At 33.7% G+C, this 15,156-nt stretch carries 13 protein-coding genes and 1 tRNA gene; 1 reads left to right on the top strand and 13 read right to left on the bottom strand.

Annotated elements, in window-relative coordinates; all coding sequences use genetic code 11:
• Positions 1-4 precede the first annotated feature (4 nt).
• The 9 genes from ACHMWN_RS10905 to ACHMWN_RS10865 form a co-directional block, all read right to left on the bottom strand.
• Entirely contained in the window at positions 5-1,369 is a 1,365-nt protein-coding gene (locus ACHMWN_RS10905) for a glycoside hydrolase family 105 protein (RefSeq protein ID WP_397300790.1), read from the bottom strand.
• A gap of 639 nt (positions 1,370-2,008) precedes the next feature.
• Positions 2,009-2,260 carry a hypothetical protein gene (locus ACHMWN_RS10900; protein WP_397300787.1) on the bottom strand — a complete coding sequence of 84 codons (252 nt, stop codon included), beginning with the start codon at positions 2,258-2,260 and terminating at the stop codon, positions 2,009-2,011.
• A 4-nt stretch (positions 2,261-2,264) separates the two neighbouring features.
• A complete protein-coding gene (locus tag ACHMWN_RS10895) occupies positions 2,265-3,152 on the bottom strand; it encodes a serine hydrolase domain-containing protein (protein ID WP_397300784.1) in 888 nt (295 codons plus the stop codon).
• 120 nt (positions 3,153-3,272) lie between these two features.
• Positions 3,273-4,979, bottom strand: a complete 1,707-nt coding sequence (locus ACHMWN_RS10890; RefSeq protein ID WP_397300782.1) for a PAS domain S-box protein — start codon at positions 4,977-4,979, stop codon at positions 3,273-3,275.
• Between the two features lie 183 nt (positions 4,980-5,162).
• A tRNA-Leu gene (locus ACHMWN_RS10885) sits at positions 5,163-5,246 on the bottom strand.
• 17 nt (positions 5,247-5,263) lie between these two features.
• Positions 5,264-6,028, bottom strand: a complete 765-nt coding sequence (locus ACHMWN_RS10880; RefSeq protein ID WP_397300780.1) for an MBL fold metallo-hydrolase — start codon at positions 6,026-6,028, stop codon at positions 5,264-5,266.
• A gap of 9 nt (positions 6,029-6,037) precedes the next feature.
• The gene (locus tag ACHMWN_RS10875; RefSeq protein WP_397300778.1) at positions 6,038-7,237 is read right to left on the bottom strand and encodes a redoxin domain-containing protein; all 1,200 of its coding nucleotides are present in this window, start codon (positions 7,235-7,237) and stop codon (positions 6,038-6,040) included.
• Positions 7,238-7,363: 126 nt separating this feature from the next.
• The gene (locus tag ACHMWN_RS10870) at positions 7,364-8,014 is read right to left on the bottom strand and encodes an outer membrane lipoprotein carrier protein LolA (RefSeq protein ID WP_397300777.1); all 651 of its coding nucleotides are present in this window, start codon (positions 8,012-8,014) and stop codon (positions 7,364-7,366) included.
• A 57-nt stretch (positions 8,015-8,071) separates the two neighbouring features.
• Positions 8,072-10,513, bottom strand: a complete 2,442-nt coding sequence (locus tag ACHMWN_RS10865) for a DNA translocase FtsK 4TM domain-containing protein (RefSeq protein ID WP_397300776.1) — start codon at positions 10,511-10,513, stop codon at positions 8,072-8,074.
• A gap of 423 nt (positions 10,514-10,936) precedes the next feature.
• On the opposite strand from ACHMWN_RS10865, the gene ACHMWN_RS10860 reads away from it, so the two are divergent.
• Positions 10,937-11,593 (top strand): ankyrin repeat domain-containing protein, encoded by a 657-nt coding sequence (locus ACHMWN_RS10860; RefSeq protein WP_397300775.1) that lies wholly within the window; start codon positions 10,937-10,939, stop codon positions 11,591-11,593.
• Positions 11,594-11,596: 3 nt separating this feature from the next.
• On the opposite strand, the gene ACHMWN_RS10855 is transcribed toward ACHMWN_RS10860, so the two are convergent.
• The 4 genes from ACHMWN_RS10855 to pyrF form a co-directional block, all read right to left on the bottom strand.
• Positions 11,597-11,818: a PspC domain-containing protein gene (locus ACHMWN_RS10855; RefSeq protein WP_173268611.1), complete on the bottom strand. Its 222-nt coding sequence runs from the start codon at positions 11,816-11,818 to the stop codon at positions 11,597-11,599.
• Between the two features lies 1 nt (position 11,819).
• Positions 11,820-13,100, bottom strand: coding sequence for a DUF2851 family protein (locus tag ACHMWN_RS10850; RefSeq protein WP_397300773.1), 1,281 nt, complete (start codon positions 13,098-13,100; stop codon positions 11,820-11,822).
• Positions 13,101-13,208: 108 nt separating this feature from the next.
• Positions 13,209-14,114 carry a DMT family transporter gene (locus ACHMWN_RS10845; protein WP_397300770.1) on the bottom strand — a complete coding sequence of 302 codons (906 nt, stop codon included), beginning with the start codon at positions 14,112-14,114 and terminating at the stop codon, positions 13,209-13,211.
• Positions 14,111-14,941 (bottom strand): orotidine-5'-phosphate decarboxylase, encoded by an 831-nt coding sequence (gene pyrF, locus ACHMWN_RS10840; protein ID WP_397300768.1) that lies wholly within the window; start codon positions 14,939-14,941, stop codon positions 14,111-14,113. The genes ACHMWN_RS10845 and pyrF overlap by 4 nt, the downstream gene beginning before the upstream one ends.
• Positions 14,942-15,156 lie beyond the last annotated feature (215 nt).

Here is a 15,156-nt window from a genome sequence, read left to right as displayed (position 1 = left end):
TTCTTTATTTAGTACTGATTTCAAAAAATCGATTAGTGCCTGCAGAGATGTCAACAGTAAACTTTAATACCTGTGGTTTTTTACCTTTATACACAATAGTAGAAGGAATTAAAGCATGAGTTGCACCATCTCTAACTACCACTTTTTTCTGATTGGCATTTTTTATTTTATTAGTTATAGCTGTCCATTTTAATGCTATAACCTGTTGTTTTGTGGTAGCCGTTCCGTTGTAAACTGTTTTAATTAATACATTATTTTTGTGATTCAAGTATAGAGGAAGCATTTCACTACCTGCTAAAAGGAAAGCACCTACGCCATATACATCGGTATCTTCATAACCTACTTTATCTGGTGCAGCACCTTGTGCTTGTACAAAGCCTAATTTTCCATCTGGATGTACAGAAGTAGTTAAGGCTAACCAAGCTTTACTCACTATAGGAAGGTATTTTTTCTCAGAAATCAATCCATTGTTAATGCCCCATGCCATCGCATAACAGATAAATCCTGTACCACTGGTTTCTTTTGAGGGGTAACTTTCAGGATCTAATAAACTTGCATGCCAGCTGCCATCTGTTTGCTGTATTGAGGCTAATTTAGTAGACATATCAATAAACAAACTTTCTAACTTTTTACGTTCTGGATGATTTTTTGGCAGTACAGAAAGTACTCTTACTAAACCACCTATTACCCATCCGTTACCACGGCTCCAAAATACTTTGGCTCCATTTTTTTCTTTCTTATTAAAATAACGACTATCTCTATAATATAAATGCTCTTCTTTATCATAAAGGTATTCGGTTGTTTTATTCCATAACTCAACAGATTTATCTACGTATTTGGCATCTCCGGTTGCTTCGGTTAAATAACCCAATGCTGGTGGGCCCATAAACAAGGCATCGCACCAAGCCCATTCTCTTAAATGAATATTTTTTTTCCACTCTAAGCCTTCGGTATGTGGCAATTGGGTAATGGTATCTGCTAATGCTTTAAAATCGGCAATGTACTTTGGCTCTTTATAAATAGTATACAATTGAGAATACAATTGACCTACGCAATAATCGTCTGCAAAATGACGGTACTTCCCTATCTGCCATGTATTGTCTTCTCCTACCTTAATTAATTTGTGATAATAGGTTTCATCATTAGCTAATTTAGCCCAAGCCATCATGCCGGTATACATTGCACCACTGGTCCAGTCTTTTTTTGGATTTTTCCATCCTACTGTTTCTAAATTTTTCCATTGCCAGTCGGCCACTTTTTTCATTTGATAGAAAATAGAGTCGCCATTTAATGCATTCGATTGATTTTGAGCATGTGCTACATGAATAGAAAACACACTTAAAAGAAATAAAATTGTTCGTTTAATCATTTGGTTTAGTTCGGTTAGGAGCTTCCAAATTAAACATGTAATTTCTTTTATAAGATTTAATCACAACACAAACGTTTGTTTTTTTCTACAATTGAAACATTCAATCTTTTACAAGTTGAGTAAGATTGCCAATTAAGGGTATCAATTTATATTAGCTGTTGTAATTCAATGTTATACAAGAAGCATTTTTCAATTATCAGCTCACATTATTAAATTAAATTTACCTAAAATCAAACGTTTGTGTAATAAAAATTACAAGGCCAGATTTATACACACACCAAACTACCTAATTATTAATCTCGTTGTACCAAGTTCGTGTCATAGTCGTCCTTTGTTCAGATAATTTAAATTTCGAGCATCATCACTGCAACAAAACCTAATCATCAGACGAAGCAGAGTTGAAGTATTCTCGAACTAGACTAAAGCAAAAGTCGCGGTAAGGTCGCCGTAATGTCGCCATAACGTCGCAGTAAGCCTTTAAAAATGTTTTGAATTTTGACAAGATTGTTTGTCACTTGAAGGGATTGTTTAAAGATACGAATAGTAGTGCACATAGGATTAATTATTGCCATAAAAAAGGAAACAGTTTATACAGCTGTTTCCTTAAGTGCACAAGAAATTTCTTTCGAAGCAAAAAAACTATTTGATGAAATTGTTATACAGCACAACCATTGTTTGTTTTAAAACATTATTCATCCCATCGGTATAAATCGGGTTGCAACCATTTGTGATCACTACAAAACCAAATTTATCCTCGGGTTGAAAAAACATGGCACTGTATAAACCATATGCTGATCCAGTATGACCTTTCATTACTTTACCAGGAATTAAATCATCAACTGTGCGAATAGCTAAGCCATATCCTTCTTCATCAGATATTTTAGTCTGCATAATTTTAGCATACTTTTTTTGAAATGATTTTCTTGCCTTTGTAATTCCCGTAATACATGTGCATGGTCATGTACTTTGCCAAATCGGTTGCAGAAATTTTCATTCCACCAGTTGGTGAAAAAACTGGTGTACTGTATCCCATAACATAGTTTTTTATTTCTTCTCTACGCGGTGCATAGGCTGTTGGTGAAGCAGTAAATTGCTTTGTTTTCCCATTGTATTCATACAGGGTTGTAAACAAATTATTATCCAATGAATCGACACAGTACCCTGCGTTTAAATTTAATGGTTTTAAAATATGGTTCTTTACATAGGTATCAAAACGCTCCCCTGATTGCTTTTCGATAATAGTTCCAATTAAGTTATAGTTTAAATTGCAATAAGCATAACCTGTACCGGGTTCATAATCACTATAACATTTAGCCCAATTCGGATTTTTGTCGGGATTAATCACATCAAGATTTAAATAGCCTTCGCTATCATTTAAACTTGAGCGATGTGACATGGCCATTTTAAGTGTAATTACAGTTTCTGGAAACTTTGGATTTCTTATTTTAAACCCCACAAGCTTACTCATATCATCATTTAAAGAAAGTTTACCAGCTGCCACCAATTGCATGATAGATGTTGCCGAGAAAGATTTAGATATAGATGCAATTCTGAAAATATCTTGATCTTTAAGCGGAGTATTTTGCTCGATATTCTTTAACCCAAAAGAATGCGTGTATATAATTTCACCCTTTTTTACAACAGCTACACTCATGCCCACAACTTCAAGTTGCTTCATGATTTGCTGTATATCGGTTTCTGCTTTTTCAACTTGACTAAAACCCTCAAAAAAGAATGAAACTACGAATAGGAAGGTTAAAAAATAAGGGGAAATTGTTTTCATCATTACGTATAAATTAGTTTAATAAACTTAAACATTTTGGGTAAATGGTCAAACGATATCGTTTAAATGTTACAAGGATAGAAACCAAAAACCCTTCACGATTAGCAGGATTTCCTTGTATTAATGATTATTGGCAATCTCTTTTATGATTTTATCCAGTTCATCGGCTGAAGTTCTCATATGAGCTAAAAGTTCAAGTTGCTTAGGGTTAGCTTCTGTATTCTCCATCAATTCTACTAGAGACATTATTCTGGCGAGAGGTGTCCGTACTACATGCGACTGTAACCAGCTAATATCCTGAAGCTTTCTGTTTTTATCCTCGATTTGCTCCACATATCTACGTTGCTCACTAACATCACGCTGAATGCTAATCCACCTCATAAGTTGACCATTCTCGCCGAAAATTGGCGTGAGGCTTACACTAACATCATATTGCTCACCATTTTTAGTATAATTAATTAATTCAACCTTTGCGGAAGTACGAGTTTCGATAGCTGACTTTAGTTTTAAAAGTTCCATTTGACTAGTGTTATTACCGTGAAGAACATCAGGAGAACTACCTATTAATTCTTCTCTAGAATAACCAGACATTTTTACCATTGCTTGATTGACGTAAATAATTTTTGGAGAGGAATTGGATGCATCTGTTATAAGCACTCCATCTGATGTATTTACAACCACTGATTCCAAGAGCTTAGACCACTCCTCTTCTCTTTTCCGATCAGTAATATCCTGCATTGCTCCAATCATTCTATAGGCTTTACCAGCCTCATCAACCATTACAAATCCCCTATCAAATATATTCTTATACGTTCCGTCTCCACAGAGAAACCTATATTCATCCATCCATCTGGAAATCCCATTGGATATATGTTCATCAAGCTTTACTGATACCCTTTCACGATCTTGAGGGTGAATGTGCTCTTTCCACCAATCGAGGCTAGTTCGCTCTTTCAAAGGATACTTTAGAATCCCATCAATCGCCCTATTCCATAGAATAGTTCCTTTTAGGATGTCACAGTCCCAGATCACATCACTTGTAGCCTTGGAAACGATATTAAACCGTTCTACGTTTTCTGCAACTCGCTGATCAGCTATTATTCTTTCCGTAATATCTTTAGAGGTACAAACTATTCCTGTTACTGCAGGATCATCAAAAAGGTTAGTGGCTTTCGTTTCTATCCACAACCATCCGCCTTTTGCATCTTTATAACGATATGGCGACAATTGAATGGTCTTTTTATCCCATATCTCTACTGCTTCTTGCTCTACTTTCGCTATGTCATCTTTATGGATAAAATCAAATGCCTTCTTTCCTATAAAAAATTCTGGTACGACACCAAATACTCTTTGCGAAGCAGGGCTAACGTAACTATATCTAAATTCTCTATCAATAATAGTGATCATGTCCGAACCGTCTTGAACAAGTGCTTTAAAGCGCCTTTCGTTGGTAAGAAGTGCCTGTTGTACTTCAAACTTTTCGGTCACATTCATTGCTAGTACTACTCTAGCAGGAATACCTTGGTAGATAATCGCATTACTAGCTATTTGTACATAGATCAACTTTCCTTTCTTAGTCAGATGTCGAAATACATTCCTAAAAAAAGCTCCTGTTTTTGAATTGGCTTCTACGATATTTTTCACCTCTTGCACGTCTTCTGCTGGCCGAATAGCCATAATATCCATTGAGAGGAATTCTTCTTTTGTATAACCGTACTCTAATGTTGCAGCAACATTTACGTCTAAAAAACGTAAACTCTTCACTTCAAAAACCCACATTGGCACAGGACATAATTCAAAAAGACTATATAGATCGGTATTATTCATATTTGGCGATTGAAAGGATGGCGGGTCTCACTTGTAAGGTAGTGAATGTTCCAGAAATTATCGAAAGAAAATAGGATTAAGTCAATAAAAAAGATGAATCAGATGATCTAATTAAAAGACCGAATAGGATTTAGTCTATGCTATTAAACAAAAAAACCTCCTCAAATGAGAAGGTTTCTGTTGTACCCAAGAGGAGATTCGAACTCCCACACCCATAAGGGCGCCAGCCCCTCAAGCTGGTGCGTCTACCAATTTCGCCACCTGGGTAAGCGGTTGCAAATATATCAATCTAGTTCAAAACTCAAACCATCATAAGCTAATTTGATGTGAGCTGGTAATTCCTTTTCAATATCAACATGTAAGCCTAAGTTATGGCTCATATGTGTGAAATAGGTTGTTTCAGCCCCTGCTTTATTTGCGAAAGCAATTGCTTCATTTAATGTAAAATGAGAAATGTGATCTTCCTTTTGCAAGGCATTGATCACTAAATATTTACTGCCTTTTATTTTCGATAACGACTCTTCAGAAATTGTTTTAGCATCGGTGATATAAGTAAAATCCTTAAATCTATAGCCAAGAACAGGTAATTTATAGTGTAAAACTTCAATTGGTGTGATACTAGTTTCGCCTATCTTAAAAGGCTTATCCGTTACTGTATGTAGATTTATTTGTGGTAAACCATGGTATTTGGTATCGGCAAAAATATAGGAAAACTCTCTTTTTAAAGCTTCTTGTACTCTTTCAGTTGCATAAATATCTATTTTCTTTTTAAGAATATAATTAAAAGGTCTGATGTCATCCAAACCTGCAACATGATCTTTATGCTCATGAGTAAACAAAATAGCATCTAAATCTTTTACTCCTGCCCTCAGCATTTGGTACCTAAAATCAGGGCCGCTATCAATTACTATAATTTTATCTCCAGTTTCTATCAACACTGAAACTCGTAATCTTTTATCACGTTTATCTGAAGATTGGCATACAGAACAATTGCATCCAATTACTGGAATGCCTTGTGATGTACCTGTACCTAAAAATGTGATTTTCAAAATAAGTGATTATTTGCCTAAGACTTCTGCTAATTTTTTATCCATTGCAACTACATCAACTTCACCCTCTCCATAACGACCAATAATTTTACCGTCTTTATCAATCAAGATTTTAGTAGGCAAGGTATAAATACCAAAGTTTTCACTGATATCATTTGTTCTGTCAAAACCAGTTGAAGTTCGCTTTAGTCCTCTCAAAACATGTTTCCAAATTCCAATTTGATCTTGGTTAACCGCATTTCTCCAATTCTCAGGTTTTGTATCATCATCAGAAATTCCAATTATTTCAAATCCCTTGTCTTTATAGGTAGTATACAAAGTTTTCAAGTGTGGATTACCTTCTCGACAAGGTACACACCAACTAGCCCAAAAATCGAGCAGCACATATTTACCTTTAAAATCAGCTAAACTTAAAGGCTGTCCATTGATATCTGTGCTGGTAAAAATTGTTGCTATTGCTCCAGGGGATCCTTTTTTAAGCTTTTCAATTTCTGCTGAAATCTGTTTCCCAAAAGCACTTTCTTTAATCTTTGGTGTAAACGCATTATAAAATAGCTGAATAGAATCTAACGGCAAACCCGATAGCTTAAATCTTAAAAAATAGACAGAGATGTATGAATTCGGGTTTTTTGATATAAATGCATAATCAACTAAATTCTTTCTTGCAGTAAAAGGTGCGAATTGATCTCTAATATCATTTGCTTTTTTATGAAGTGCATCTTGTTGGTCTTGCGGTAATTTTGCTTGTACTGCTTTGATATATGCATCATTTGCAAACTTATAAGCATCAGTATATTTTTTTAATTCTGTATTAATTGGTGCCTTGAGTTTGGTTAACTCATTAAGTTCTTCTTGTGTTTTTGAGCCCCTTAGAATAAAATTCTTATAATCACCTTGGGTAATCTCTAGTTTCATATTGCTTGGTTCTATAAAGAACGTTGCAAAATTAGGATCATCCATATTCCTTATCCTTAAAGAACTTCTTAAAGAAACACTCTGCGGTTCGTTAATTTCTCCTTTAAATAGGAAAGATTGGTTAGTAATTGCGCTGCTATCAGTTTTTGGTTGTCCATTTTTATCTGTATAGCTAAGATAGATGTAGCCTTCATTTTTGCCGTTTATTGTGCCGTTTATCGTAAATATTGTGTTTTGCGAATTGGCGGATAAACAGTATAAAGCGACAATTAATAACAATCCTATTTTTTTCATGTAATGATTAAGCAATTAAAGATGGGGCTTCAGCAATTATACCTAAAAATGATTAAAATAAAAAGGGTTTGAACAAGTGTCCAAACCCTTTTAACATGTAAACCCTATAGTATCCGGAGAATAAAATTATCTTAAGTCTACCACTTCAACACCAGGATATTTTTTGGCATCAAAAGCAAAAGTAGTCTCTGGTACTTTTACATTAGGTGAAAAGGTTTTAACGTTATAGGTGTACGTATTTCCATTCTTCTCGAAAATAACCACATTAGCGATTTGTTTAGACGCTTTATCTATACTTAAACGAATTTTAAATACAGATTTTTTAGCATCCGTTGGAGATAAATCTATCATTTGATACACCTTAGTGCCAACCTTGTTTTCGCCAGTATATAAATATTTAAATCCTTTCTCATAAATCGTAAATATCTTTGCAGGATTGATAGCATCTCCACTATTATCTACATTAGATATTTGTACTTCTTTATCGCTTTTAAGATAAGTCCATTGCACTTTCCCATCGCTAATCAAATCCTGATTAGTCATTGCTACTTTATATTTATTAGCATTTGCTTTTACATATAAAGTACCTTGTTGAGTTTCTTTAACTTTAGCTTGTGCATTGTTCAACGTAAATGTGAAATCAGTTTTCACGACATCGTACGAACGATATTTTTTACTTACCTCAGCTAAAATCGCTTTTGCTTTCGCATCTGTTTGTGCATTTGCCGTAAAACTAAATGCACTTACCATTACTAATCCTACTATTATCTTTTTCATGTTTTCTTTAATTAACCGCTAACAACACTTCATTGACTGGTTAGCAGCGCTATACATCTATTGTTTGTTATTTAGAGTATTCAAGAACTGTTCCAAAGCGTACTGATCAGGTAATAAAACTTCTCTAGCTTTACTACCTTCAAAAGGGCCAACAACTCCTGCGGCTTCTAACTGATCAATAATTCTACCAGCTCTATTATACCCTAATTTCATTTTACGTTGAATTAACGAAGTAGAGCCCTGTTGGTGTGTCACAATCAATTGCGCCGCCTCTTCAAACAATGGATCTCTATCATCAGGGTCAAAATCACCTCTGGTAGATTCTGCATTTTCATCTATATATTCTGGCAATTGATATGCATCAGGATAGCCGCGTTGGTTGCCAATAAATTCAGAAATACGATCTACTTCAGGTGTATCAACAAAAGCACACTGTAGCCTTATTAAGTCGCTACCTGTTGATAAAAGCATATCTCCTCTACCAATTAATTGATCGGCACCACCACTATCTAAAATAGTTCTTGAGTCTATTTTTGAAAGCACTCTAAACGCTAACCTCGCAGGGAAATTGGCTTTAATAGTACCTGTAATGATATTTACAGATGGGCGTTGTGTGGCTAAAACCAAATGAATACCGATGGCTCGAGCTAATTGTGCTAAACGAGCAATTGGTGCTTCTACTTCTTTACCAGCTGTCATCATTAAATCGGCAAACTCATCTACCACCAAAACAATGAAAGGTAAAAAGCGGTGTCCATTATTAGGGTTAAGCTTACGTTTAATAAATTTATCGTTGTATTCTTTTAGGTTTCTTACTTGTGCATCTTTTAATAAATCATAACGCTGATCCATTTCTATACACAATGAATTTAAGGTATTTACAACTTTTTTAGTATCTGTGATAATAGCATCCGCTTCACCAGGTAATTTGGCTAAAAAGTGTCTTTCAATTCGATTGAATAAAGTTAACTCTACTTTTTTCGGGTCTACCAATACAAATTTCAGCTGCGCTGGATGTTTTTTAAATAATAACGAAACTAAAATAGCATTAATACCAACCGACTTACCTTGGCCAGTTGCTCCAGCCACTAATAAGTGTGGCATTTTAGCTAAATCTGCAATAAAGACCTCATTACTAATTGTTTTACCTAAAGCAATTGGTAAATCCATGGTATTTGTTGCCCATTTTTCTGTGTTTAAAATGCTCCGCATCGACACCATTTCTGGATGTTGATTTGGTACTTCTATACCAATTGTACCTTTACCAGGCATTGGAGCAATAATACGAATACCCAATGCGGCTAAACTCAATGCAATATCGTCTTCTAGGTTTTTGATTTTTGAAATACGAACTCCAGGGGCTGGAATAATTTCGTACAAAGTTACTGTTGGACCTATTGTAGCTTTAATTTTATCAATTTCAATATTGTAATGATTTAAGGTCTCTACAATTTTGTTTTTATTGGCTTCTAATTCTTCGGCATTTACCGAAATTTTATTTGTGCCGTAGTTTTCTAACAAATCTAAATGTGGGTGCTGGTAACCTGATAAATCTAATTTCTCATCGTAATTACCAAACTGTTCTACTAATCCATCTGCTTTTACTTCATCTTCACTTTTCTCTACACTAAAAGCTGGTTCTGGTGCAACTTCTAATGGTGTGGCCGCTGCAGCAGCCATTGGCGTTAATAACACGTTTGTACCTAGTGGAGCTGCTATGATGTCTTCTTCATCCTCTTCTCTTTTCTCAAAGCGATTAGGTGTTAAAACAATATTTTGATCTTTTTTAGGTTCGTTTTTAAATCTATCGTTTATATTAAATTCAACTGGTATTGCTGCTAGTTCTTCTTCTTTATTTTTCGCTTCATCGGCTCTAATATCATTCACATAATCAGGAACTTCATTTTCTAAATAAACTTCTTTAGTTCGTTTTGTGATTTTAAAATCGATGTTATACGCAATAATTAAAATAGTTAAACCTAAAAAGACAATTAGCCCACCGACACCTGCTTGTCCAATTTGGGCGACCAATAATTTATTAGTCCAATATCCAAATTCCCCTTCTAAAAAGTGTGGTGTATCTTTAAAAAATGAATGTCCAAAACCGAAAGCTAAAGAAATGAACAATAAAAAGAAAAAGCTATATCCTAATACTTTCTCAATTGCAAATATTTTAACCTTGAATAATAAACGATACCCTATTACAAAAAACACAAAAATAAACAGGAATGAAGCAACTCCAAACCACTCGTATATAAACTGATGTGACAATAAAGCGCCGATTTTACCCAACCAATTTTGGACTACTGGCGCATCTACTCCATTATTTTTTAGTTCATCAACAGTTTTAAACAAATTACTCCAACCGCCATTTGCATCAATTACATAGCTTTGATCTTCCTGCCAAGTAAATAAATAAGAAGTAAAAGCAACTAAAAAATAAATAGAAATAATTACGAAGAAAAGTCCTACGATTTTTACAAATCTGCCATTTTGCAAATCAAAGGAAGGTAAAATATCTGCCTTAGCTCGGGTGCCTTACTTGTAGTTTGTTTCTGACCAATTTTAGATGGTTCAGTATCTTGTTTAAATGAATTTGACCTAAATTGATTCCCCTTTACAGACATCTTTCGTTTACTATATTAATCAACAAATATAAAACATATACTTGTTTGTGATGTATAAAACGAATACGATTTAAACAAATTATTTTGAATTGCCAAAAGCCTTTTTTAAAATTTATTAAGCAGTATTAAACTTTCTGTAAAAACAACTGTCATAATTAAAAGCTGAATAATATCGGTTTGAATAGTTTTGTTTTAGGTTAATCCTGCTTGATTTTTATTGAGCAGGATTTTTTTCGTCTTAAAATCTCAATTTATTTTTGTTAATTTAACATATTGGTTTTAAAGCTATCTAAAAATGGATATTACGCATCTCGAAACGCTTATAGAAAATGATCAAATAGAAGAAGTTACAGCCTTGCTTACACAAAAACCAGAGTTGGCAACTAAAACTACTTCTCATCAAATATCTCCAGTTTTGTTGGCTTGTTATTATAAAAAACAAGAAATAGCGAATGTAATTGCAGAATTTGTTCAAGAATTAGACTTGTTTGAAGCGTGTGCGTTAGGAAAATTTGACGACGTGACATTGTTGATTTTTAAAAATCCTCAAAGCATAAACTCACATTCTGTAGATGGTTTTACACCTTTGGGATTAGCTTGTTATTTTGGACATGAAGATATTGCTCGGTTTTTGGTCTTAAAAGGTGCAGAAGTAAATGTTCCCAGCAAAAATGGTTTTAATGTTTTCCCAATTCATTCTGCGGTAGCTGCAAATAACTTTAACATTACAAAAATGTTATTAGATGCAGGAGCTTATCCAAATGTTTGTCAAAAATCTGGTGTTGCACCTTTACATTCTGCGGCACAATTGGGCAATATTGAGCTGATTATTTTATTGTTAGAACATGGCGCAGAAGTTTCTTTGCGCATGGAAGGAGGTAAATTACCAGCCGATTTAGCTGAGGATAAGGGATTTCATGAAATTGCTGAGATTTTGATGCCTGAGGATTAATTCTTAAATATCCCAAACTCTTAACCTCACTTTTTTCATATAGTTTCTAATGTCTAAAACTATGGCTGCTAAAATGTAAAATAGAATTGGAAATCCTACCGCCAAAAAAGATGAGTAAATAAAGAATAAACGTACTTTACTTGTACTCATGTTAAACTTATTCGCCAAATAAGTAGAAACCCCAAAGCTTTGCTGTTCGAAAAAGGTAACAATACGTTGAAACATCTTATTGTTTTAAAATTTTAATTCCAATAACACAATTTAAGCATTTTTTTTCATTACAGTATGCTTTTTTCAATTGTAATATTGCTTGTGAGTTAAATGCATTTTTAATATTAACTCCTGCAGATGTATATTGTTTTATAATTGCATTATTTTCTGCAGATAAATTTTCTAATAATGCGAACGACCTGTTAATCAATTTGTATTGATCCATTATTTTCCCATAGGTAAAAAGAAATAAGCTCAATGTATTAATAAGGATATTATGTATTGATTTTTGGCCTAATTGCAATCCAACATCTTCAGTTTGTTTATTAAAATGGTAATGCGTTTTCCAAAATGGATGAACAGGTAAATTTTCGAAGATTTGCTGTAAATCTCGGTGATTTTTAATCAGTAAAATTTTAGAGAACAAATGATTAGAATTTACAATAAGTGCCGCAAATTGAGCTAACCTTAAGGTTGGAAAGTTTTGAGGTCGAGTTCGCATGAATTTCCAGAGCGAAATATCTATTGGCATGAGGTTATATTTCTTTTGTAAAAACTGATATTCTCTTTTGAGTTGTTGTGGATACTCCTCTTCAAAGTATTGATTTAAAAACCCTGCTTGACCAAAAATTAAGGCTTCAATTTGTAAAGGATTATCTTTATGCTTAGCAAATAGGTGTTGCGGTAAAGATTGAGCCAATATTTCCATCGGGATAGCATTTAATTTAAAGCCAAAGTTTTTGGCCATAAAATGATAAAATGTTTCGTCCCAATCACCTTTTAAAACGTTTAATTTCTCTTTAACTTCTGTAGATTTTTGCTCCAATCGTTCTACCAAAACACGAGATAGAAATCCATTGACTTGAAACTCATCCACTTCGTGAATTTGTTTTTCACATGGGAAATTATTTGCTGAAGTAATTAGCTGTTCATAATTATTTAACAAATGCGATGGGAAAAGTCCTTTTAGCAAAAGAACAGGTAATAAAGTCCCATCTTTTCGATAAACAGGGACATCGTCTTCATAAACTACATGCAGAATTACATTTTCATAAGCACTGTCAAGTTCATGTTTATGCATTAACCAATCTGATGATTTAAGATGAATTTCTACATTCCCAACCCATGTGGTGGTATTTATTTTTAGCTTGACATTATTGAAATCTGGCCCTGCATTTTTATTTAAAATACCCTGTTGTATAATTTCAATGGCTTCACCATGTGTAGTGTACAATTTTTGGGCACCATATAATCTAAATTGCCAAATAAAATGCAAAAATTCTTCAGGAAAGTTCATGAATGAAATTATGCAATAAAATGTATTTGGAATACTTTATTACAAAATTTAACTAGTAGATATTAAAAATATAGTATTAATTAATGAAATTACTTTTAACGAGATTACCTAAACAGTTCCTTCTTGATTTTTCTTATAATTAGTAATAAAAACTCCGCTAATAATAAGTGCGGTTGCGATAAGTAAATCAAATGTAATTACTTCATCCAAAACAAGCCACCCTAAAAATATGGCAATAATGGTATTAAAATAAGAAAGTATTGAAACCTCAGTTGCAGTTACTTTTTTAAGCGCATAGTTATAACAAAAATAACCAATAACAGATCCAAACAAACCTAAATATACCACTGCCGAAAGGCTTTCAACGCTCCATGTACTTGGTTGTATTTTTTCTGAAAAAAACAATGCTAAAACAAGCTGAACTACGGCCGAAAAAACAAATTGATAAAATAAATCAAGGAATATATTTGAGCTTTTATGTGTGTATTTTTTAGTGTAAATCGTTCCACTTGCCCAGCCCAAAATAGCCACCGCTAAAAACATAATTCCTGTTTTATAATTAGGATCTAATAAATCACTTAGCCCATCCCTAAAAATAAAAGCTACCCCTAAAAATCCAATAGTTACCCCAACAAAGCCTTTTAAACTTGGTTTTTGCAATCCTATTAGTACACTTCCAATAAAAACTATAATTGGTGATAGTGCATTTAGCAATGAAGTTAATCCACTAGGAATACTCTGTTCGGCTACGGTTGTCATTCCATTCGCAATTACAATCATCAAAATAGAGAGTAGCATTTGTCGTCTAAAAGCCGGCCAGCCAATCCATTTTAATTCTTGTTTACGTAATAAAACGATTAATAAAATAAGTGATGCGATAGTTTGACGCATGGCAGTTACAAACCAAGGCGGTATAGTTTGCACAGCAATTCGAATACCTAAATAGGTGGTACCCCAAACAATTGCTACGGCAAGTAACGCTACAATTAACTTGAAATCGGGTTTTGATTTCATATTAAGTTGGCGGTTATTAAAATTTGCTCCATTTCTTGTTGTAAAACCAATGCCTCTTCTCTTGCTTTTTCGGCGAAATCTAAACCGTCGCTAGCATAAATTATATTTCTAGCCGAATTCACTAATAATCCACATTGTGAGTTTAAACCATTTTGGCAAACTGCCGATAAGCTTCCACCCTGTGCACCAATTCCTGGAACTAATAAAAAGTGGTCAGGCGCCAATCGGCGTATATTTTGAAACTCTTCAGGTTTTGTTGCACCAACAACGTACATCATTTGGTTACTAGTTGCCCATTTTTGCGAAGTGGTGATTACTTGTTCATATAGTTTTTGATCATCACTTTCCTTAATTTGAAAATCTTGACTTCCTGTATTGGAAGTTAACGCTAAAAGGATAACCCATTTATTTGGATGATCTAAAAAAGGAGAAACTGAATCTTTACCCATATACGGCGCTACAGTAATGGAATCGAAGCTCATTTGCGAACTTTCTTCGTTAAAAAAAGCTTCAGCATACATAGCAGATGTATTACCAATATCTCCTCGTTTCGCATCAGCAATGGTAAAAACATCTTTTGGAAAGTGCTTCCAAGTATTTACCAATGTTTCCCAACCTTTAACTCCCCTACTTTCATAAAATGCAGTGTTTGGCTTATAGGCAATGCAAAGATCATGAGTAGCATCAATTAACTGTTTGTTAAACTCTAAAATTGGATCGTTGTACTTTAACAAATGCTTTGGTAATTTATCTAGCACTGGATCTAGACCAATACATAAAAAAGATTTTTTCTTTTGTATCTGCTCAAAAAGCTGTTCCTTGTTCATTTTAATGGGAGAATTGGTGCACAAAGATGTCAATTTTTAACGATTTTTAGGGCTACTATATTTGCACAAACAAAACTTTTTTTAAACAATTTTCAATTTTAGTTGGTTATTAATTTTCAAATACATACAATTGTGCCATAATTTCCGAATGTTTATCTGAATATCCCAGAAAAATCTCAACCAATATTGTTCTATAAATGTTTTTAAAGGCATTT

This window comes from Pedobacter sp. UC225_61, assembly GCF_044452285.1.
GTDB lineage: Bacteria > Bacteroidota > Bacteroidia > Sphingobacteriales > Sphingobacteriaceae > Pedobacter.
This window is presented reverse-complemented; position numbering and strand designations above follow the sequence as displayed.